The organism is Candidatus Nanopelagicales bacterium, assembly GCA_030700225.1.
Lineage (GTDB): Bacteria > Actinomycetota > Actinomycetes > S36-B12.
This window is the reverse complement of sequence record JAUYJT010000061.1, coordinates 72,580-93,686: the sequence shown is the minus strand read 5'-3', so window position 1 is coordinate 93,686 and position 21,107 is coordinate 72,580. Positions and strand designations below refer to the sequence as shown.

General features: G+C 65.4%; 19 protein-coding genes. 8 read left to right on the top strand and 11 right to left on the bottom strand.

The annotated features are described in order from the left end of the window. Window positions 1-3 precede the first annotated feature (3 nt). Window positions 4-789, bottom strand: coding sequence for a site-specific DNA-methyltransferase (locus tag Q8P38_09905; protein MDP4014916.1), 786 nt, complete (start codon window positions 787-789; stop codon window positions 4-6). A gap of 112 nt (window positions 790-901) precedes the next feature. Then, complete coding sequence (locus Q8P38_09900) at window positions 902-2,518, bottom strand: DAK2 domain-containing protein (GenBank protein ID MDP4014915.1); 1,617 nt, start codon at window positions 2,516-2,518, stop codon at window positions 902-904. Between the two features lie 150 nt (window positions 2,519-2,668). On the opposite strand from Q8P38_09900, the gene rpmB reads away from it, so the two are divergent. Beyond that, window positions 2,669-2,857, top strand: coding sequence for a 50S ribosomal protein L28 (gene rpmB / locus Q8P38_09895; protein MDP4014914.1), 189 nt, complete (start codon window positions 2,669-2,671; stop codon window positions 2,855-2,857). A 46-nt stretch (window positions 2,858-2,903) separates the two neighbouring features. Here rpmB and Q8P38_09890 read toward each other — a convergent pair whose 3' ends face one another. From Q8P38_09890 to Q8P38_09870, 5 genes are all read right to left on the bottom strand, one after another. Further along, window positions 2,904-3,860 (bottom strand): thiamine-phosphate kinase, encoded by a 957-nt coding sequence (locus Q8P38_09890; protein ID MDP4014913.1) that lies wholly within the window; start codon window positions 3,858-3,860, stop codon window positions 2,904-2,906. An 81-nt stretch (window positions 3,861-3,941) separates the two neighbouring features. Continuing rightward, the gene (locus tag Q8P38_09885) at window positions 3,942-5,048 is read right to left on the bottom strand and encodes a D-alanine--D-alanine ligase family protein (protein MDP4014912.1); all 1,107 of its coding nucleotides are present in this window, start codon (window positions 5,046-5,048) and stop codon (window positions 3,942-3,944) included. Between the two features lie 21 nt (window positions 5,049-5,069). Continuing rightward, window positions 5,070-5,756, bottom strand: a complete 687-nt coding sequence (locus tag Q8P38_09880; GenBank protein ID MDP4014911.1) for a histidine phosphatase family protein — start codon at window positions 5,754-5,756, stop codon at window positions 5,070-5,072. 25 nt (window positions 5,757-5,781) lie between these two features. Further along, window positions 5,782-6,792 (bottom strand): NAD(P)H-dependent glycerol-3-phosphate dehydrogenase, encoded by a 1,011-nt coding sequence (locus Q8P38_09875; protein ID MDP4014910.1) that lies wholly within the window; start codon window positions 6,790-6,792, stop codon window positions 5,782-5,784. A 29-nt stretch (window positions 6,793-6,821) separates the two neighbouring features. Further along, on the bottom strand, window positions 6,822-7,709 hold the full coding sequence (locus tag Q8P38_09870) for a lysophospholipid acyltransferase family protein (protein MDP4014909.1): 888 nt from the start codon (window positions 7,707-7,709) through the stop codon (window positions 6,822-6,824). 119 nt (window positions 7,710-7,828) lie between these two features. Here Q8P38_09870 and cofC point away from each other — a divergent pair, with 119 nt between their 5' ends. Beyond that, window positions 7,829-8,479, top strand: a complete 651-nt coding sequence (cofC, locus tag Q8P38_09865; GenBank protein MDP4014908.1) for a 2-phospho-L-lactate guanylyltransferase — start codon at window positions 7,829-7,831, stop codon at window positions 8,477-8,479. Between the two features lie 7 nt (window positions 8,480-8,486). Here the strand turns inward: cofC and Q8P38_09860 are convergent, their stop codons facing one another. The 3 genes from Q8P38_09860 to leuC are packed head-to-tail and all read right to left on the bottom strand — an operon-like array spanning window position 8,487 to window position 10,938. Next, window positions 8,487-8,879 carry an HU family DNA-binding protein gene (locus Q8P38_09860; GenBank protein ID MDP4014907.1) on the bottom strand — a complete coding sequence of 131 codons (393 nt, stop codon included), beginning with the start codon at window positions 8,877-8,879 and terminating at the stop codon, window positions 8,487-8,489. A 21-nt stretch (window positions 8,880-8,900) separates the two neighbouring features. After that, entirely contained in the window at window positions 8,901-9,521 is a 621-nt protein-coding gene (gene leuD / locus Q8P38_09855) for a 3-isopropylmalate dehydratase small subunit (protein ID MDP4014906.1), read from the bottom strand. Between the two features lie 10 nt (window positions 9,522-9,531). Then, a complete protein-coding gene (leuC, locus tag Q8P38_09850; protein ID MDP4014905.1) occupies window positions 9,532-10,938 on the bottom strand; it encodes a 3-isopropylmalate dehydratase large subunit in 1,407 nt (468 codons plus the stop codon). Between the two features lie 101 nt (window positions 10,939-11,039). Between leuC and Q8P38_09845 the strand changes: the two genes are divergently transcribed. From Q8P38_09845 to Q8P38_09835, 3 genes are all read left to right on the top strand, one after another. Continuing rightward, the gene (locus Q8P38_09845; protein ID MDP4014904.1) at window positions 11,040-11,750 is read left to right on the top strand and encodes an IclR family transcriptional regulator; all 711 of its coding nucleotides are present in this window, start codon (window positions 11,040-11,042) and stop codon (window positions 11,748-11,750) included. 96 nt (window positions 11,751-11,846) lie between these two features. Continuing rightward, the gene (locus Q8P38_09840; protein MDP4014903.1) at window positions 11,847-12,785 is read left to right on the top strand and encodes a WecB/TagA/CpsF family glycosyltransferase; all 939 of its coding nucleotides are present in this window, start codon (window positions 11,847-11,849) and stop codon (window positions 12,783-12,785) included. A 38-nt stretch (window positions 12,786-12,823) separates the two neighbouring features. Beyond that, window positions 12,824-14,056, top strand: a complete 1,233-nt coding sequence (locus tag Q8P38_09835) for a hypothetical protein (GenBank protein MDP4014902.1) — start codon at window positions 12,824-12,826, stop codon at window positions 14,054-14,056. Here Q8P38_09835 and Q8P38_09830 read toward each other — a convergent pair. After that, window positions 13,989-15,416 (bottom strand): O-antigen ligase family protein, encoded by a 1,428-nt coding sequence (locus tag Q8P38_09830; protein MDP4014901.1) that lies wholly within the window; start codon window positions 15,414-15,416, stop codon window positions 13,989-13,991. The genes Q8P38_09835 and Q8P38_09830 overlap by 68 nt on opposite strands. Window positions 15,417-15,787: 371 nt before the next feature. On the opposite strand from Q8P38_09830, the gene Q8P38_09825 reads away from it, so the two are divergent. Genes Q8P38_09825 through Q8P38_09815 form a run of 3 tightly spaced genes read left to right on the top strand, consistent with a single transcriptional unit; the run spans window position 15,788 to window position 21,101 of the window. Next, entirely contained in the window at window positions 15,788-16,444 is a 657-nt protein-coding gene (locus tag Q8P38_09825) for a hypothetical protein (protein ID MDP4014900.1), read from the top strand. After that, the gene (locus Q8P38_09820; GenBank protein MDP4014899.1) at window positions 16,441-18,603 is read left to right on the top strand and encodes a cysteine peptidase family C39 domain-containing protein; all 2,163 of its coding nucleotides are present in this window, start codon (window positions 16,441-16,443) and stop codon (window positions 18,601-18,603) included. The genes Q8P38_09825 and Q8P38_09820 overlap by 4 nt, the downstream gene beginning before the upstream one ends. Next, window positions 18,600-21,101 carry an ATP-binding cassette domain-containing protein gene (locus Q8P38_09815; protein MDP4014898.1) on the top strand — a complete coding sequence of 834 codons (2,502 nt, stop codon included), beginning with the start codon at window positions 18,600-18,602 and terminating at the stop codon, window positions 21,099-21,101. Before Q8P38_09820 ends, Q8P38_09815 begins: the two co-directional genes overlap by 4 nt. The last annotated feature ends 6 nt before the right edge of the window (window positions 21,102-21,107 follow it).

Sequence of the window (21,107 nt, the reverse complement as noted above, 5' to 3'; positions counted from 1 at the left end):
TTCCTATACATCCGACGCGGACGTCTTCCACTCAGGAGACAGGGACGACTTGCTTCTTGAGTAAGCCACGATGTAGTCATGGTCCGAGCTGAACCACTTGGCATCGTTTGCGGGCGATACTCGCTTCAGCCAAGTGACCGTGGCCACGGCATTCTCCGCACCAATAACGGCGTCCAGAGAGAGCTTGAGATTGGCCAACTCCCCGCCGTTAATGCTGACGAAGAGCACTCCGTCGTCCCGCAACAGATTCCTGGCGAGCATGAGCCGCGGGTACATCATGTTGAGCCAGTCGGTGTGGAACCGGCCGGAGGTCTCGGGGTTGCTGGTGAGGCGGCCCTGTGTGACGTCGAGGTAGTGGCCGATGGGGTTGCGGAAGTCGTCCTTGTAGACGAAGTCGTTGCCGGTGTTGTACGGCGGGTCGATGTAGATGAGCTTGACGCGGCCGGAGTAGGACTTCTGCAGAAGCTTCAGAACCTCAAGGTTGTCGCCTTCGATCATGAGGTTGCCTGTGGTGTCCCAGTCGAGGCTGTCCTCGGGTGCCGGTCGCAGTGTCCCCGTGCTGGGAGTGAGTGCCGCTTTGCGGGCGTTGCGCTTGCCGTGCCATGTCAGTCCGTACTTCTCATCACTGTCGGCGATGTCGTCCCCAAGAAGCTGCCGCAGCACGTCAAAGTCGACGCCGTCCTCAGTGAAGGCGTCGGGGAGGATGGTCCGGAGTGTGTCAATGTTGGCGCTGACAATGTCGGCCGAGTGGCTCTCGGGATCGTCAGCTTCGATCGGCTCAATGGTCATGGCACCCCCCCTGCGCTATCTGGCCGGTTGCGCCTGAGCCTAGCCGCTGGGGCCGACACTAGGCCGGTACCGCTCGCCGCTGTGGACAGCCCGTGTCGCTGGATCGCGGGTCCTACTCAACGCCGAAGATGAGCGGCCAGTACGGCTGTAGGCCTTCGAATACTTCGACCTCTACCCCAGGGTGAGACTCACAGATGGAGCGCTTCAGCTCATCGACGGCGGACTCCTCGGCATCGGCTCCGGTAACGATTGTCACCAGCTCGCCGCCAGCCGACATCAGGCGCTCAATGGTGTTCACGGCCACATCAAACACATCGGAGCCGACCTCGATGATGTCCCCGTCCACGACGCCCAGGATGTCGCCGGTATTGCACAGGCCGGCTGAAGTCATGGCGTCACGAGATGAGACGGTCACGGCGCCGTACCGGGTCGCGCCGGAGGCCCGTGACATCGACACGACGTCATCATCAAAGGCCAGCCCCGGGTCGTGAACCGCTATCGCGGACAACGACTGCACGATCGACCGGGTAGGAACGACAGCCACCCGCGTGCCCTGCTGGCGAGCGGTCACCGCCGCTGCCTCCGCTGCTGGTCTTGTGTCCTTGTCGCTGGGCAAGATCACGACCTCGCCGGCTCCGCATTTGGCCACGGCGGCGAGGATCTCACCCGTCGAGGGAGCGATCCTCGGCTGTGACGGCACTGGCTCAACGCCCAACTTCTCCAGGAGAGCCACCACTCCTGGGCCGTGAGCCACCGCGACGACCCCGCGTCCCTCCAATCCACGCTGCCGTACGGCTGCCCCCGTGTCGGTCAGCCAGGTGACCCTCAGCCGGTAGGGACGACCGCACGCCATCCCGGCCTCGATGGCCGCGCCAGCGTCGTCGACGTGCACGTGGATGTTCCATAGCCGATCACCCCCGACCACGACCAGCGATTCGCCCAGCGAATCCAGATCCCGCTTCAGGTCAGGCACGCGGTCATCGTCGGCTTCCAGCAGGTACATGACCTCGTATCTAGGTCCTTCGTATCCGTCCGCTGGCATGATCACGGTCGGCAGTTTCGCGTGCTCGAGCGAACGGGGTTTGCGGACTCCAGTCACAACCTCCGCGAGGGCGTCCAGGATCACGCAGACACCCTTGCCGCCAGCATCGACGACGCCGGCCTGCTCCAGGACCGGCAGCATCTCCGGTGTCGCCGCCAACGCTCGCGAGGCTCCATCCGCGGCCGCGATCACGACGTCAGCCACTTCGGACGATTCGCAGGACGCGGCCGATTCCGCCGCGGCCCGCACAACCGTCAGCATCGTGCCCTCCACGGGCCTGGCCACCGACGAGTAGGCGAGTGTGGAAGCCTCATCGAGCCCAGTCCTAATCGCGTCCGCCGCGTCTCGCAGATGCCCGCCTGTCACAGGATCCATGCGAACCATCCCGCGCAGAATCTGCGACAGAATCACTCCAGAGTTTCCACGGGCACCGAGCAACGCGCCCCTGGTCAGTGCTGCCGCCAGCCCAGTCATGGTGCGTGCTTCGCCCACGGGCGGTAGGTGCTCATCAACCTCGGCCATGGCCAACTCGGCGGCTTCCATGGTCAAGTACATGTTGGTCCCGGTGTCCCCGTCCGGAACCGGGAACACGTTCAGGGCGTCAATCTCCGCACGAGACTCCCCCAACGCGGTAACGGCCGCACTCACCCAGGAACGCAGCAGTCCGGCACCGACGACCTCTGACATCGCACAGCCTTCCTCTGGCAGACCCGCGGACAGACATCACGCTACTGTGAGCGATCTGACCATGGCGATTTCGCCCCGCCGTTGCGCTCGGATACCCTGGATCGTTCCCCTAGCCAGGATGCCTGGCTGAGCATGGATGGAGTGTGCCAAGTGGCAGCCAAGTGTGACGTGTGTGGCAAAGGCCCTGGATTCGGTCACGCCATCTCCCACTCCCACCGCCGGACCAAGCGACGGTGGAACCCGAACATCCAGACGGTACGTACGAAGGTGAAAGGCGCGGTCACGCGGGTCCGCGTGTGCACTTCTTGTCTGAAGGCCGGGAAGGTCACGCCCAGCTAGAGGGGCGCACCCTGCGGCCCCTACGGGCTGCGGGCGTCCAGAGGCGTCAGCGGAAGTGGTCGTAACCTCCGCCTTGCCCGCTCCAGAGCCGTCCGTCAACCGACACCCCTGCCGGCCCGCCAGCCAGGTCGACGACCCGTCCGATTCGCGTGAACATCTCCGGCAATCGGGCGCCTGAGGGGAACGTTGCTACTAGCGAATGATCGTCGCCACCGCCGAGCACCCAGGTGAGGGGATCAACGTTGAAAGCTGACGAGGTTTCGCTGAGCTGATCAGCCAGCGGAATCAGACCCGACTCCAGATCTACCAGCACCTTCGACTCCACCGCGATGTGTCGCAGGTCTGCCAGGAGTCCGTCGCTGACGTCGATCATTGACGTCGCCCCGGCTTCCATGGCCCCTGGCCCGCTGGAGTAAGGAGGATTTGGGCGCTGATAGGCCTGCACGAGTGCCCGAGGCGATCGGAATCCTCGGGACAGGACCGTGAGCCCGGCCGCAGCCCAACCCTGCCTGCCCGCGATAGCTGCGACGTCGCCGGGCCGCGCACCAGAGCGAGTAACCGCCCGTCCAGGAGCCACGCCCCCGACTGCCGCCACTGAGACAACGACCGTGTCGCAGCGAGCCAGGTCGCCACCCACTAGCGATGCCCCGGTTTCCGCGGCCTCATCGGACATGCCGTCGACGAGCTCCATGACCCAGTCAACCGACGCGTCAGCGGGAAGGCAGAGTGACACGACCAGCGCCCGTGGCCTGGCTCCCATAGCGGCGATGTCAGACATGCTCGCGGCGGCGGCACGGTGACCGACGTCAGCGGCCGAGCACCAATCGAGCTTGAAGTGCTTGCCCTCAACGAGCGCGTCTGTGCACAGCACCGTCTCCCCCGGCATGGCCAGGACCGCGGCGTCGTCGCCCACACCGACGGAAACTCCCGGGGACCCGGACAGCCTCTCCCGGATCCGATCGATGAGCCCGAACTCGCCTACCTCCGCCACGGTTTCGCCCACTGCTGCACCTCTCGCTTAGGCCGGTTCACGCCGGTTCCACGGTAGTGGAGAGCGCAGCGCGGGCCGCCACGCGGCCAGCAGTCACCGAAGACCCGGCGAACGGGACAGTGCCTCCTGGATCAGGGTGTCGATCAGATCCGCGTATTCGACGCCGCTGGCAGCCCACATCCTGGGATACATCGAGATCGGCGTGAAGCCGGGCATCGTGTTGAGTTCGTTCAACACCACCCGCCCGTCTGCCCCCACGAAGAAGTCGACCCGGGCCAGTCCTTCGCATCCCATTACCGCGAACGCCTGAAGTGCCAGGTCCTGCACCGTCTTCTCGACCTGACCCGGCAACCGCGCGGGGACGATCAACTCCGCTGAGTCGTCCAGGTACTTGGCGCCGAAGTCATAGAACTCGTGGCCTTCCCTGACGCGGATCTCAGCGCAGACACTGGCTCTGGCCACACCATCTGGCCCGACCAGCACACCGCACTCGATCTCCCGTGCGCCCTCGACCGCTGCCTCAACGATCACACGCGGATCGTGCCGCAGGGCAAGCTCGATCGCGGACACCAGCTCCTGCTGGTCGTGAGCCTTCGACACCCCGACGCTCGACCCGGCGCGCGATGGCTTGACGAACAACGGCATGCCCAGCTGCGAGATGCGATCGAGCATCTGCTCCGGTGCGACGGCCCAGCTTCTGGCATGAAACGCGTACCAGCTTCCTACCGGGATCCCCTGGCTGGCGAGCAGCGGCTTGGCATGCCCCTTGTCCATGCATGCCGCCGAGGCGAAGACCCCAGAGCCAACGTATGGAAGCCCGGCTATCTCGAAGACACCCTGAATCGTCCCGTCCTCGCCATTCGCGCCATGCAGCACGGGGAACACGACGTCCACGGCCTCGAACTGGCGCTCTCCCCCGGGCGTCTCGAACCAGATTCCGCGAGTGCTGTGGTCAAGGGACAAGATGGCCCGATGCCCGTCTGGGGCTACGCTCGGCAGCACGCCATCGATGATGGCCAACCGATCGGCGTTGTCGGATTCGCGGACCCACTGGCCGCTCGGGGTGATACCGATCGGAACGACGTCGTAGATAGTGCGGTCGATCGCCTTCAGGATTCCGCCAGCACTCACGCAGGAGATCGCGTGCTCACTGCTGCGCCCCCCGAACAAGACCGCGACGCGCGCTCGTGGTGTCCGCACACTCGGACCATACAGACTCAACTACATGTGGGGATGAGGCGCGCCCGACCTGGGGGTACCGCCCGCTCCCCCATGAAGTGGGGGAGGAGGGGGAGACGACCCGGACGGCCTGTCTGGCCTGGCGTTGAGCGAGAGGATCACTTCTTGTTGATTCTCGAAACCCAGACGCGACAGTGATCCAGCGTCCAGAGTGAACAGCCGTCCGCCGATCGCGGGCATGCCCAGCCAGGTGGCTGTCAGTATCCGCAGAAAGTGACCGTGAGCCACCAGGGCGCAATCTTCGCCCGACTCCAGAACCGGAGTGCAACGACCCAGCACCCGTCGGGCCCTAGTCGCGACGTCTTCGCACTGCTCCCCGGGCGTCGCGCCTGGCGGGATCGGTCGGTTCCAAATCGTCCACGAGGGATCCTTCAGGTCACCGCGAATGTCTGCGCTCGTCCTGCCCTCCCACGCGCCGTAATCCCACTCGAGCAGGTCAGCGTCTGTCTGGCCGGACAGGCCGGCCATCCGCGCCGTGTCGCGCGCCCGCCGCAGTGGACTGATCAAGACCAGGCCAAAGTCACAACGCCTTAGGACGGGACGAAGCGCGGCCGCATCCGCCGCGCCCGCTGGAGTCAACGGCATGTCGGTGCGCCCTGTGTGCTGACCGCTCAGGCTCCACTCCGTCTGCCCATGGCGGATCAGGACAATGCACCCGCGAGATTCCATCGTGTCTCCCTCGCGCTTGGAGCCACTACGAGGACTGGCCCTGTTCCGCGCGAACGGGCCGCGACATCAGGTTGTAGAGCATGTCGCGCGGCTTCATACCGTGATGAACCACCTCAACGACCTGCTGAGTGATCGGCATCTCCACGCCGGCGTCCTGGCCCATCTCGAGAATCGGTTGGCAGCTCTTGACCCCTTCACACGTCTGCTTCGTGACGGCGACGGTCTCTTCTACCGTCAGGCCCTTTCCGAGATTCTCCCCAAACGTTCGGTTGCGCGAGAGAGGCGAATTGCACGTGGCCAGCAGGTCACCGACGCCCGCCAAGCCGATGAAGGTGAGCTGATTCGCTGACATGGCCACACCCAGTCGAACCATCTCGGCCAGCCCTCGAGTAACCAGCGCGGCCTGGGAGTTCTCACCGAAGCCCTGCCCGACGGCCATTCCGTTCGCCAGGGCGATCACGTTCTTCACCGATCCGCCCAGTTCCACACCAACGACGTCGGTCGTGAAGTATGGGCGGAAGTACCCCGTACTGGCCGCTTCCTGCAGTTTCTGGGCAGCACCCTTGTCCACACAGGCAACGGTCGTCGCCGCCGGTTGCCGCTGGATGATCTCCCGGGCCAGGTTCGGCCCTGACACAACGGCGACACGTTCCGCCGGTACATCGGCGACCTCCGCGATCACCTGGGTCATGCGCATCTTGGTGCCCTGCTCTATGCCCTTGATCAGCGTGACGAGCAAGGCGTCGGCCGGGATCACATCGCGCCATAGCTCCAAATTCGAACGGAGGACTTGAGCTGGCAAAGCCAGGACGACGATCTCAGCCCTGCTCATGACCTCCTCAGCGTCGTTACTGCACCACAGGGGGCGAGGCAGGTCGAATCCTGGATGGAACATCTCGTTCCGGTGGTTGCGGTTGATGTCCTCCGCGACCTCCGTCTCGCGCGCCCAAAGGCCAACTTCTCCCCCGGCGTCTGACATGATCATGCCGAAGCACGTGCCCATCGAGCCGGCTCCCATTACCGCGATACGTGTCATGCTCACTCCCTAACTTGCGACAACTGGCGTCAACTAGCGTCTGCGGCGGCCGAGTGTGGTTTGCGACTCGGGCCGGTACTCGTTCTAGGTCTCGGAGGGGATGCGTCGTTCCTGCGTGGGGCCTTCTTGCTTCCCTGGTTCGCGACCGTCTTGGGCGGCGGACTCTTCGCCTTGCCCAGGCCCCTGTGAACGGGCACACGCTTTCCGAGTCGCCTGCTCCAGCGCTCGGTCGGCGGGCGTTCGTTCCGTAGGTCGGCCAGCAGATCCGTGATCGCGTCAACGATCCTCGTCGTCGCTTCCTCCACGACCTCCGTGGTCATAGGAAGACCACGCAGGTCATCGAGATCCACCGGAGGCCCAGCCGCAACGCGCATGGTCTTGGGAGGTAGCACCCGGAGTTCCTTCTTGTACGGGCGCATCACATCCTGAGCCCCCCAATGCGCGACTGGAATCACAGGACACCCACTCAGCAATGAGATCCGGGCCGCACCTGTCTTCCCCGTCATGGGCCAAAGATCGGGATCTCGGGTGAGGGTGCCATCGGGGTACACGAGGACCGCCTCGCCCTGTTCGACCGCATCGACCGCCGCCCGAACAGCGTCCGAGGCGTTGTCAGTGGCGCGATAGACGGGGATCTGGCCCGAGTTACCCACGATCGAACCAACCACGGGCATCTCGAAGATCCTGTCCTTGGCGAGGAAACGCGGGGCGCGATTGTTGTCATTGAGGAAGTGCGCCACAACGATGGGGTCGAACCAAGACAGGTGATTGGCAGCCACCACGCATCCTTCGCCTGGCTTACCCAGATGCTCCGCCCCGCGCCAGTCCCGGCGGGTCAGGCCCATCATGGGCGGCCACAGGACGCAAACAGCGAACCTGTACCAGGGGCCCAGTGCCTGGCCCTTGGGGAATAACATCGCAAACGCCTTTCCCTGTGCTGTGCGCCTATCCTCGCCCTAGCGACGCCGGGTGTCGACGCGATTGACCACTATCTTGATCATCAAGACCGCTGGAAACGGAGAATCCACGAAACGAAATGCCACCAGACTCCGCTTCCGAGGCCGCGCAGCGGTCTGCAGTTATACCCGTCAAGACATTCGCGCGGGCCAAGACCCGGCTCCAAGCACCGCCGTCAGTACGCGCCGATCTGGCTAGAGCCCTGCTGTTGGATGTCCTGGCCGCCTGTCGAGAATCCTGTCTGATCGGCGAAGTGGTAGTCGTCTCCGCAGAGACCATGCTGTCGGATCTTCTGGACAACAAGATCAAGCTGATCCTGCAAGACGACGATCGCGGAGTGAACCAAGCCATCACGTCGGCGATCAAGCAAGCCGGGCTGTGCGGCCCGGTGGCAGTGATGGTGGCGGACATTCCATGCGCCAGCGGAGAACAACTCGATGCCATCCTGAATCGGGCAGGCGACCAGGAGCGCTGGTTCGTGCCGGACGCTGACTCGATTGGGACCGTGATGCTGGGATCCCGAAACCCCGCAGGACTGAGACCCAGCATGGGCCGCCGCTCGCGCGCAACGCACGCAGACACGGGCGCCATTGAACTCGTTGATGACCGATGGCAACGTTTGCGCCGCGACGTCGACACCCTTGCGCACCTGCGCGCCGCAGTCGTCAGCGGCGCAGGAACACAGACCTCAGCCTTTGCGCGCGCGCTGGGACTTGTCGACCCCAGCTGACGCCAGATCAGGCCTTCTTCGCCGGGGCCTTCTTCGCCGCCGCGATCCGATCCGCGACTGCCTTCTGCGCGCTCGCCACGAGCGCCTTGAAATCCGCGCCCGGCCTGAACTTCAGAATCTCCTGAGCCTTGAGCTTCACAGCCTCCCCCGTCTGGGGGTCGCGAGCTGTACGGGCGAGGTTCTCGAAAACCCCGAAACCGCCAAGCGAAACCTTCTCGCCGGCAGCTACAGCCTTCTTGATCTCATCTAGTACTGCGTCAAGCGTCTCTGACGCTTCCTTGCGGCCTTTCTCTAGACGCTCGGCCAGCGCGTCGATCAACTCAGCCCTGTTCACAGGATCCCTCCCTTGTGAGCGGCGGTAGTCCGCTTCAGCGAACCCTAGTGGAGAGTGCGGGCCAATGCGAACGCCACGCCGATTTGCTCAAGTCGCCAGGGTCGTCGTCGGCATGAACTCAGGCCTAGTTGACTCGAACTCACTGATCGAAGCCCCCAGCTCCAACGTCGCGGCGATGTCGTCCAGGCCGCTCAGGAGGCGCTGCCGAATGTCGGCGTCCACCTGGAATTCGATGACCTCTCCCCCACTTCGCTGGGGGTCCCCCACCCCAGCGCGAATCGTCCGCGCGTCGAGGTCGACCTCGATCTCAAGCAGCGGATCCGCCTCGATCAGCTGCCACAGGCGCTCGACCGCGTCAGCTTCGACGATCGCCGGTAGCAGTCCGTTCTTCCCGGCGTTGCCCCTGAAGATGTCAGCGAACCGGGAAGAGATCACGACCCGGAAACCGTAATCCTGAAGTGCCCACACAGCGTGCTCACGTGAAGACCCAGTGCCGAAGTCCGAACCAGCGACGAGGATCGTCGCTGCCGCGAATTCCGGCTTGTTCAGCACGAAGTCCGGATCTAGCCGCCAGGCCGCGAAGAGCCCGTCGGCGAATCCGGTCTTGGTGATCCTCTTCAGATACTCCGCCGGAATGATCTGGTCGGTATCGACATAGCTGCGCCTCAACGGCGCGCCGGTCCCGACGTGGACGGTGAATTCATCCATCGCTTGCTCCCTAGTCCCGTACCAGATCCTCGGGTGATGCGAACGTCCCCTTGACAGCCGTGGCAGCGGCGACTTGCGGTGACACTAGGTGGGTCCGCCCACCGGGACCCTGTCGGCCCTCGAAGTTCCGGTTGGACGTCGATGCGCATCGTTGGCCGGGAGCCAGCTTGTCCGGGTTCATGGCCAGGCACATCGAACAACCAGCTTCCCTCCATTCGGCGCCCGCCGCGATGAACACCTCCCCCAGTCCTTCGGCTTCGGCGAGCTGTTTCACGCGCACCGAACCCGGCACAACCAGCATGCGCACTCCGGGGGCAACTTCGCGGCCGCGCATCACGTTGGCAGCGGCCCTAAGATCCTCTATTCGCCCGTTCGTGCATGACCCAACGAAGACGACGTCGACGCCGATCTGACGAAGTGGAGTGCCAGGGGCCAGACCCATGTAGTCCAACGCCCGCTCAGTCGCCATCCTCTCGCCCTCGTCATCGAAGTCGAATGGATCCGGAACGCGTCCCGACAGCGGCAGTCCCTGACCTGGGTTCGTGCCCCACGTGACGAACGGCTCGAGACGCGAGGCGTCGACGACGACTTCGGTGTCGAACTGAGCATCGTCATCGCTTGCCAGAGATCGCCAGTACTCAACCGCCTTGTCCCACTGATCCCCCGTGGGCGCGCGGGGCCGGCCCTTGAGGTAGTCGAAGGTCGTTTCGTCCGGGGCGATCATCCCCGCGCGAGCCCCGGCCTCGATCGACATATTGCACACGGTCATCCGCTCTTCCATCGTCAGAGAACGGATCGCCGGGCCGCGATACTCGATGACGTGGCCCTGTGCCCCGCCAGTACCGATCTGAGCGATCGTGGCCAGGATCAGGTCCTTGGCGGTGACGCCTTGCGGCAACTCCTCCCTTACGGTGATCGACATCGTCTTGAAGGGCTTCAGCGACAGAGTCTGCGTCGCCAGTACGTGCTCAACCTCGCTGGTTCCGATGCCCAACGCCAGCGCGCCGAACGCTCCGTGCGTGGAAGTGTGCGAGTCGCCGCAGACTACGGTCATGCCCGGCTGGGTCAGGCCAAGCTGGGGGCCGACAACGTGCACGATGCCTTGCTCGACGTCGCCGAGGGAGTACAGGGGGACACCGAACTCAGCGCAGTTCGCCCGTAGCGCTTCGACTTGCGCACGGCTGACGGGGTCGGCGATCGGTTTGTCGATGTCGCTGGTTGGGACGTTGTGGTCCTCGGTGGCCACGGTGAGGTCCGGCCGTCGGACTCGACGCCCTGCCATGCGAAGCCCGTCAAAGGCCTGCGGACTGGTGACCTCGTGGACCAGGTGCAGGTCGATGTACAGAAGATCCGGGCCGCCAGAGCGCTCCCCCACGACGTGGGAGTCCCACACCTTCTCCGCCAGAGTTCGTCCCATGCTCTGCCTCCTAGCCGTGCCGCCGGAGTCCAACCCGCCGTCTTCTGATGACGCCTGACTCATTCCGGCGATCTCACATGGTGAGATGCTATGCTCACATCGTGGACCATGCTAGCAGAGTCGGCGTGCTGGACAAGACGCAGCGGATCCTGGACGCCCTTGAACTTGGCCCTCACGACTTGTCGGACCTTACGCACGAAACGGGGCTGACCCGCCCCACCGCGCACAGGCTCGCAGTGGCGCTGGAGTCCCACGGGATGGCCGGGCGCGACTCCGACGGCAGATTCATCCTGGGGGCGCGCATCAGCCAACTCGCGGCCTCAGCCGTCGCGGACCGCCTGGTCGCTGTGGCTCGGCCTGTCCTCGAAGGGCTGCGGGACACTACTGGCGAGAGCGCACAGCTCTACCGGCGCCGCGCGGGGAGACGCCTCTGCGTCGCCGTCGCCGACCTGCCGTCCGGGCTGAGGGACACCGTTCCGCTGGGCGCGTCGATGACGTTGCTCGCTGGGTCCGCAGCTCAGGTCCTACTGGCCTGGGAATCCGCGAGTGTCCAGGAACGGTTTCTGGCGGACGCGGCCTTCAACTTCGACGCCCTGGCCCAGGTCCGCGAACGCGGGTGGGCGCAGAGTGTGGCCGAGCGCGAGCAAGGTGTCGCATCGGTGTCCGCGCCGGTGTTCGGCCCTGCGGGCCGCGTACTCGCCGCGATCAGCGTTTCCGGCCCGATCGAGCGCATCGGGCGCTCGCCCGGCAAGCGCTGGGGGCCGGCTACTGTCGCTGCGGCCAAGCAGCTCTCCGCCAGACTCGAGGAGTGACCGGGACAGCACGACTCTCGCGCGCTGATCGTAGAATCCCGGGAGGGACCGGAACTCTTTGATGGCGTCCCGCGATGAATGATGACTTGGGGCGAAGTGGCAACTGAGCGAGCGGACCAGGCGCCGGACCCCGTTCTGTCACTCGTCCGGGACGACCTCCTCGACGTTGTCTGGGACGGCCCCGAGACTGGATCGGACGAAATCTCGGTGAAGTACCCGGAGATCCTCCTGAGCGTCCCGCGTCACAGTGTCCCGACGGTCCCGGTTTTCGGCATCGAACTCAGCGACGAAGCGCCCACGGATCTCGTCACCAGGGCCCTCGCGGACTTCGAGGAGCGTCGAGAGTGCCGGACAGTGCTTGCCATGCACATCACCGCGCTGAACTCGATCGAACAACCCGGCGTGCGAGCCGCGCTCGCGGAAGCTGACTACCTGCACGCTGACGGGGTCTCAGTCGCGATCATCGCCAAGCTCGCTGGAGCGCGAGCGATCGCGCCCATGCCAACCACCGATCTCGCTCCGAAGCTCCTCGAAGCCTTCGCCGAGCGCTGGGGCCGTCCGCCCCGTGTCGCCCTCATTGGTGGTCCTCCAGGCAGCGCTGAGGCGGGGGTGGAGGCCCTGGTCAGTTCCCACTGTGTATGCCCGGTCTTCACCGCACATGGATTCCACGACGACTGGACATCTGTGCTTCAGGAGTTGTGCCGCGCGGAACCGGATCTGGTCTTTGTCGGATTGGGCATGCCCTTGGAGGCGTTCTGGGCGCAACGCTGGCGCGACGAACTTCCCCCAGCCCTTGTGATCAGCTGCGGGGGTTGGTTCCGCCTGCTCTCTGGCGAGCAGAGTCGCGCACCTAGGTGGCTGCTGCGAATCCACCTGGAATTCTTGTGGAGGTGGGCCACTGACTTCCGTCGAACGAATGAGCGCTATTCGCGCGGGATCTTGACGGTTGCTAGGGGCTGCGTCGCAGCCGTCCGGGAACGCTTCCGGAGTAGGTCCTGGGTCCGTAGCCTGGCGGGGGCGAACCGCACGGACTAGCGGCGCGAACGACTGCGGGAGCGGGAGAAAGGGTCGCTGTGCGGATGACGTGGTACGCGGCAAGCCTCGGCGCCGGCGGCGTGACGCGCGGCATGCCTTTTCTGGCTTTGCTTCTTTTCGCTAGCCAGATCGGTCCCGGCGAGTTCGCCCAGGTGGCGATGCTGGCGGTCGCGAGTGCCTGGCTGACTCTGCTGTCGAGCGGCGGACTGGAGTTCACCGCGATCTACGAGGAACGCAGGCGCCTGGACGGGCGCCCGCCCAGGCCCTTGGCCCCCGCCTGGTTCGTCGCGTTGCCGGTGGCGGCACTGGCCGGGCTGTGCTTCGCCGGATTCGCGATCCTGGTTGGTTTCCCCTTCTGGCAGTGGGCTGTGATGATCGGTTCCGCGGTAGTTCTGGGGCTGTGCCAGATGCCAGTGCTGGGCCGGGCGCGAATCAGACACGACAAGAGGGCGTTGATCGAGTTCGTGTTCATTCCCTTCCTCGCCGCCGGCCTACTGCGCATCGCGGCCCTGATCGTTGTCGGTTCGGGGTCGTCGCTGGATGTCTTGTGGCTGTGGGTCTCGGGTGACGTGGCTCAGGCCGCGATCGTGATCATCTTCGCGATCCGCCGCATCGGTCTCGCGGGACTGCGCGTTCCCTCTCGCCAGACAGTCAGGGATGGAGTCGCGACCACGCGGAGGTCCGGGCCGTGGGTTTTGACCGCTGGGCTGCAGGGCGCCTTGGCGAACCTCGACAAGTTCCTCCTGTACGGACTGGTCTCATCCGAGACATTCGGCGTCTACGCGCTCAGCTATCAGCTCGCGAACATCGCGAACATCCTGGTTTCGGAGTACAACAAGGCCCGCTATGGCCGGATCATTCGCCAGTCCGTGTCCGGCGCCGTGGCGAGGCTGGCGGCAGAGTCGGGCCGCTACCTGCTGGTTCTCCTGTCAGGCGGCGCGGTCTCCGTGCTTGGTGCGTTGCTCCTGTTCAGACCGACCTACCCTGACATCGGCTGGATGACCGCGATCCTTGTCGCCAGCTTGCTGCCGATCCCGTTGTATGTGCCGCTGGAGAACCAAGTCGCGGTGCTCGACGGGCGGACCGCGGAAGTGGCCATGGCTTCGCTGGCCGGTGTGATCACTGGCGCAGCCGTATTGCTGGCCCTGGTCGGAAACCTGGGCGTGATCGCGGGAGCCATCGGGACCTTCTTTGGCTACGCGGTCACGACGGCTGTCCTGGGAGCCTTCTACGCGCGGGCCGCCCGACGTCGTGCGGTGCGTTCCGGCTGACGGGCGCGTCCTGATTGTCCTTCCCATCCCCGCGACGCGAGACGAGCGCCAGTGACGAGGCGATCAACCCCAGCGCCAGGATCATTGGGGTGAAGACCTCCCTCAGCCCAACGGCCTGAGCTTGCGCTAGAGGAATCAGGGTCTCCAGGCTGCCAATGAGCGCGTAGACGACGATGATCGCCGCCGCGACTCCCCCGTCGCGTTGGTGCACCTTCCATGCCGCCACCGCGAGGACGACGGCCATAGCGGTGAACGAAATGGCCCCAATCATTCCGGTGCGGCCCAGCATCTCCATGAGCTGGTTGTGGGCCCCGAATAGGTCGGGGAACGTCGGCTTGTCGCGCCAGTAGCCGTCCCTGCCCATGAACGCTGAGCCGTAGCCGAAGAGTGGATTCGCGCGGAAGTCCGCGAACGCGTAGGTCCACATCTCCACGCGGCCGGTGAAGGTCGTGATGCCGACCAAACCAACCGCGAGCGGGCCGAGTGCGAGCACCGCGAGGAGCCCAGCCCAGGCGAACGCCCAAGTCCGGCCTGCCAGGCGACGCAGCGGGAGTGAGACAACGATCAAGCCAAGGACGGCGGCCGCGAGCGACGTCCGGCTCTGGGACCACAGGAGCGCGATCGCGGTCGCGACCGGGCCGAGCGCTACCAGCAGAAGCGTTCGAGGTTCGGCACGCAGGCGGCGGCGGATCACTGACTTGCCGTCCGCGATAACCCACTGGACCGGCAGAGCGATGGCCGCGATGAATCCCAACGTGTTCTGATGTCCCGTGATGCCGGACAGGACCGGAAGTCCCAGGTACTCGCTGTATCTGGGGTAGTAGTGGTTGCGGAACGCGGCCTCGCCCCCGAAGAGCAGGTTCGCGACAGCCAACGCCAGGCTCACCCAGATGATCGCGGCCAGAGTCCAGAACGCGACCGAGCGGATTGTGCCGGGCTTCGCCGCACCCGCGCAGAGAACTGCGCCTGAGGCGGCGAGGCTTAGAGCGATGGCCTGTGGCAAGACGCGCTCGGAGTGCGCCATGGCCGACACCACCGGCGCGATCGTCGTGCCGAAGGCCGTCGCTGCGATCGCCAGATGCCACCTGCCGAGGCGGCGAGTCAGGGCGACCGCGATACCAGCCCCGGCGACGAGGCCGGCCACTGCCAGGGTCAGGCCGCTACCGAGCAGATCCAGATCTCCGGCGAATCCAAACGCGAGCTGATTTGCCAGTCCGATCCCGACGGCGAAACAAAACCCGACAAGACCCAGGATGTTCGCTCGGCTCTCAAGCCAAGCCCGCTGGCGGTTCAGCCATGCCGACTCGATGCCCGGCTCGGAGGGCTGGAGCCCCTGAGATTCCTCCGCGCCGACAGCCACGGCGGACTGTAACACGGGAGGCTAGGAAGTCGTCCAACCCGTGCGTACGCGAGTCCGCTTCCATCCTCGACCTGGGAAGACTCCGCTCTACTTCGGGGACGAGTCGACGAAAGGCGGCCGCACAAGCAGCCCGGCTACGGCCTTGCCGCGGATGTCGACTCCCAGCCATTGCCGACATGATCGCGTTACTGTGGGCGAGGATAGCCAAGCCAGCCAGAGGGAGGTTTCTCATCACGAATCAGCCGGCTGATCAGACAGCCCCTTCGCCGCAATCGCGAACATCGCCATCGTCGTCTCCACTCGCGGTTAGTTACCGAACCGCAGCGCTGGAGGCGAATGAGTCCAGCAACCGACTCGACCAGCTGCTGCCGGTGACGTCTCTGCGCATCTGGCTGCTTGTTGTTTCGGCTGTCATCCTGATCGGCGCCGCCATCGCCTACACGGCGATCACCCCGCGCAACGTCACCGTGTCGGGTTCGGGTCGGGTCGTCGGACTCAACGGCATCGGCCTTGTCACCTCCAGCGCGAAGGGGCAGTTCGGCAGTTTCGCCGTCAAGCCTGGTGAGCGCGTCACCGTCGGCCAGCGGGTTGCGGATGTCATCGCGGGCAAACGCGCCGTGCCCCAGTTTTCGCAAGTCGAAGGAACGCTGCTGGGCTACCTTTCGTCGCCCGGGGCTCCGATACATACCGGCGAATGGCTTGCGCAGGTGTCACTGAAGGTTGATGACGGCCGCGTCGGCCTGATCACCGTGCTGCCGGACGAGGCGGGAAAAGTGGTTGAGGGTCAGTCGGTGACCGTGTCCGTTAGCGGCGGGCCTGTGCTGGCCGGGCGGATCGGGCCCGATCGCAGTCCGGCGCTGTCACCCGCCCTAGTTCAGGAAGGCATGGGAACACTTGATCCCCCGCCAGGGCCGCGGGTTGTCATCGAAGTGCTGCTTGACGAGCCCGCTCCGTCCAGCGACGAGTTCGAGGGGGTCATCCTGGTCAGCGAGCGGAGCCTGTTGGAGCAGTTGCTGGGGAAGCAGTGAGTACCAGCACTGCTGCGGCGTCAAGGCGCCACCGTGAGAAGACGCCGGCACGCCTGCAGATGGAGGCCACCGAGTGCGGTGCGGCGTCGCTCGGCATCGTCTTGGCCCACTATGGAAAGTGGGTGCCGCTGGAGGAGCTGCGCGATGCGTGCGGTATCTCCCGAGACGGGAGCAACGCCCTCGCGGTCAAGATCGCCGCCCAGAAGTATGGGATGGAGGTTATGGCTCGCCGCAGCCAGCCCGAGACCCTGAAGACCCGCACGCTTCCCGCCATAGTCTTCTGGCGCTTTGACCATTTCCTCGTGGTGGAAGGGTGGTCACCGGATGGCTGGTATCTGAACGATCCGGCGCTCGGCCACCGCACCTGCAGCGACGAGGAATTCGACGAGTCGTTCACCGGGATCGTGTTGGAGATGACGCCCGGCCCCGAGTTCGTCAGGGGCGGTCGGCCTCCACGGCTGGTTTCGAGACTCGCCAGCTACCTCACAGGATCCCGCGACGGCGTTCTCCTCATCGCGCTGCTGGGGCTGCTGCTGGTTATTCCCCAGATTCTGGTGCCGGGGATCGCCCGGCTGTTCGTGGATTGGCTTCAGGGCGGCCCGGTGGTGCAGGTGCCGAGTCTGCTCGCAGCGCTAGCCTTCGCAGCCCTGATGCAGGCCGCTCTGATCGGACTGCAGGGCGCCGTCGGAATGCGTTTGGCTACGAAGTTGTCAGTGGTTCTGCAGTCCAAGCTGGTCGCTCGCCTGTTCCTCCTCCCGGCGAACTTCCACGCCATGCGAGGCGCTGGCGCCTTGGCGCAAAGAGCCCTCCAACCGGCTCGGGTGGCCGCGACCGTGTCCACCATGTTCTCCACGATGGTAGTTGGAGTCATCAGCAGCTCGACCGCGGTGGCGCTGATGGTCTTCGCCTACCCGCCGGCGGGGGCGGTTGCTGTCGCCGCCGTCGCATTCGTCGTCTTGGCGATGGCGTCAGCATCCAGAAGGCGACGCACTCTGGCCATGAGAATGGTCAGAGAACAGACCGAGGTCGCGACGATTGCCGTTACCTCCTTGAGTCAGCTCGAGGTAATCAAGGCGTCCGGTGCCGAAGACCACCTCGGCGCTCGATGGACGGCTGCCCATAACCGCTTTCTGGCGGCACTGCAGCAGTTGGGTGAGCGCACGGTCGGCATCGATCTGCTGCCCGTCTTCCTGATCACAGTTGCGGATGCGGCGGTAACGGTTGTCGGACTCCTCGGCGTCACGAAAGGGCAGCTAACGCTGGCCGGGTTCGTCGCTGTACAGACGCTGCTGGGATTGGCACTGGCACCCGCGGCCATGGTGGTCGCGCAGTTCCAGCAAGCCGAGATGCTATCCGGCGAACTCGATCAGATCGACGACGTTCTGCAAACCAAACTGCCTGACATTCAGGTCGATGCATCCGGCGAGCCCCGGCCGGCCTTTGTCGTGGGAGACCTGCGGCTGGATGGTTTGGTCTTTGGATACGACCGCAATCGGCCGCCTCTGTTGACCGATTTGGACCTACACATCGCCCCTGGTTCTCGCGTGGCGCTGGTTGGACCCAGCGGGTGCGGGAAGTCGACAGTGGCGCGGTTGGTGATCGGGCTGTATCAACCGTGGGAGGGGGCGGTGATGGTCGACGGCAAGCCGCGCCAGTGGTGGCCGGAGGAGGTCCTGCATCACGACATGGCAATAGTCGACCAAGATCCGGTGATCTTCGCTGGCACCTTCCGCGACAACATCACCCTGTGGGATCCCACCATCGATGACGCCGCCGTCGTTCAGGCAGTCAAGGACGCGGCCCTACACGACGAGATCGCGCGCCGCCCGGGTTCCTACGAGGCGCAACTGCGCGAGGGCGGCGGGGACCTGTCGGGTGGACAGCGGCAAAGGCTCGAGATCGCCCGCGCTCTGGTGCGCAACCCGGCCCTGCTGATCATGGATGAAGCCACCTCGGCGTTGGACGCGGCAACCGAGGCGCACATCGACGCCGCGATCCGACGAAGAGGCGCGTCGAGTCTCATCATTGCCCATCGGCTGTCCACGGTGCGCGACGCGGACGAGATCATCGTCCTCGACAAGGGTCAAGTCGTGCAGCGCGGGCGTCACGTCGACCTGGTCGCGGTGGACGGCCCGTACCGACGATTGGTGATGGCGTGAACACCGCTGACATCCGTCACACCCTCGACGCCACGGAGATCCTGCACTTGACCCCCGGCACGACAGTGCGGGTTGTGACGGGGACGGTTGTGGTGTTCGTTGTTCCCCGCACGGATGCCGGTCCGGGTCGGCGCATCCCGGTGTGCGAGGTCACTCCCCCTAGCCAACTGACTGGCGCGCAGGTGGAAGGGGCTGACCTGGTTGGCGTTGGGTTGCCGGGCACGCAAGTCGAGCCGGTCTCCGCCACGGACGATGCTGCCGAGCAGGCGATGGCCCGATCGGCTCGCGAGGCGCTCAGCGCGGCAAACGACCGAAACCTGTCGGCGGCTGACCTGCTGCGGTTGTCCGCGCGCCACGATGAGCGATTGATCGACGATGCCCTGCTGGGCCTGGCGGCGGCGGTTCCGGGCCAGAAGCCGGATTTGCTCACCTCCGGTGATCTTCCCGACGATGTCGCGGTAGTGGAATTCATGGCGCGACAGATTGGGCTGCGGCCGAATCCTTTGCTCCTTCGCCGGGCCGTCGCCGACGTTGAGATCACCGGCCGCGACACGATCACATCCCTGGCCGCCGCGTCCGGTGCGGCCGTGCGGCGGGTTGGACTGACGCCCGGTTGGTGGCGTCAGGAGGGGCCCCCGCTGTTGCTACAGGACCGCCACCGGGCGACTTACGGTGCGGCTGTCTGGCGCAGGGGTGCCTACCACGTGTGGGAGCCGACCCTAGGCCTGCACGCCGCCCTCGACGCGGCCACCGCTGCGCCGTGGTCGCGCGAGGCGATTCTTTTCGAGCCCCTGTTGGATCCGAATCGCCCGGCTCGGATCCGCGACCTGGTGCGCCTGGGTTTGCGAGGCAGCAAGAAGAGTCTGTGGCTGGTCGCGATGCTGACAGCGATCGTGGGAGTGCTGGCCGCCGTCATCCCGATTGTGGCCGGACAGCTCACCTCGACCGTGGCTAGCCAGACCGGGTCGACGCTCCTGGTCGTCGGCGTTGCCCTGGTGGCTTTCGCCGCTGGCGATATGGCGCTTCGGGCCGTGCGGTTGTACGCCATGTTGCGCATTCGTGGCCGCGGAGTGGCCGTGACGGCGACCGCGGTTTGGGATCGGTTGATACGCCTTCCAATGTCGTGGCAGAACCAGCGCACCGTTGCCTCGCGCATGACCGACGCCAACGCTGTTGACACGGCCTCGATGAGCATGTCGAACTCGGTCATTACCTCCCTGCTGGACATCTCCGCCGTGGTGGGCGCCATGCTTGGTGTGGCAACGACGAGTTTGTCGCTGGCGACCGCACTGCTGGCGTTCCTGGTTGTACGAGCCGTCGTCGAGCTGCTGCTCGTGCGCCGCGCGGCGCGACTGACCCGGGAAGTCCTCGACGCGAGCACGGAAAGCCAGTCAGTCACGCTCGGCCTGATCGCCGGGGTTAGCCGCCTGCGGGTGTCAGGCGCGACCGGGCGCGCCTTCGCCCTGTGGGCCACTTCCCAGACCCGCACAACGGCGACCGAAGTGCGCCAGCGTCGACTCACTGTGGCCCAACAGATGACCGGAGCGCTGTGGCCTTCGGCGGGGCTAGCTGTCCTGCTCGCAGTCACGGCTGCGGCAGGGACAAGTGTGGGCAGCCTGGTCACCGCCCAGACTGCCTTGACGGCGGCGACATCTGCGGTTGCTGCTGCGGTCGCATCGGTCGGCGCGGGTCTGAGCGCACGGGCCGTGCTTGAGCGTGCCCGGTCCGTGCTGCGCGCTGAGCCCGAGTCCGGCACTGGCCAGGAGGTCGCGCAACTGGCTGGTTCGATCGACCTGCGCGACCTGGTGTTCTCCTACCGGCCCGACACTCCGCCGGTGCTGCGGGGTGTCAGCTTCGCCATTCCAGCAGGGGCGCACGTGGCGATCGTCGGACCGTCCGGTTGCGGCAAGAGCACACTGCTGCGCCTCGTGCTGGGGTTGGAGAATCCGGAGTCAGGAATCGTGTCCTTCGACGGACGCGACCTGTCGGCTCTCGATCGCTCGTCCGTGCGTCGCCAGATCGGATCGGTGATGCAGTCCTCGGCCCTCATGCCCGGCAGCATCAGAGAGAACGTCGACCTGGGCCGGGGCTTGTCGGCGGCACAAATCTGGCAGGCCCTAGCGGACGCGGCAGTGGCTGAAGATGTGCGCGCCATGCCGATGGGACTGGCGACCGTCGTAGTGGAAGGCACCGGTGCGGTATCAGGTGGCCAGCGCCAGCGAATCCTGCTGGCGCGCGCGCTGGCGGGCAAGCCCCGGATCCTGATTCTCGACGAGGCTACGTCTGCGCTGGACAACGTCAGCCAGGCTGCGGTCGTAGCCAACCTGGACCGACTGAACATCACCCGCGTGGTTGTGGCACACCGCTTGTCCACTATCGAACAAGCCGATCTGGTGGTCATGCTCACAGACGGAGTCGTCGTTGCCGAAGGCAAGTTCGCCGAACTCATGGCTAGACCCGGACCGTTCCACGACCTCATCGAACGCCAACAGCTGTAGGAGCAG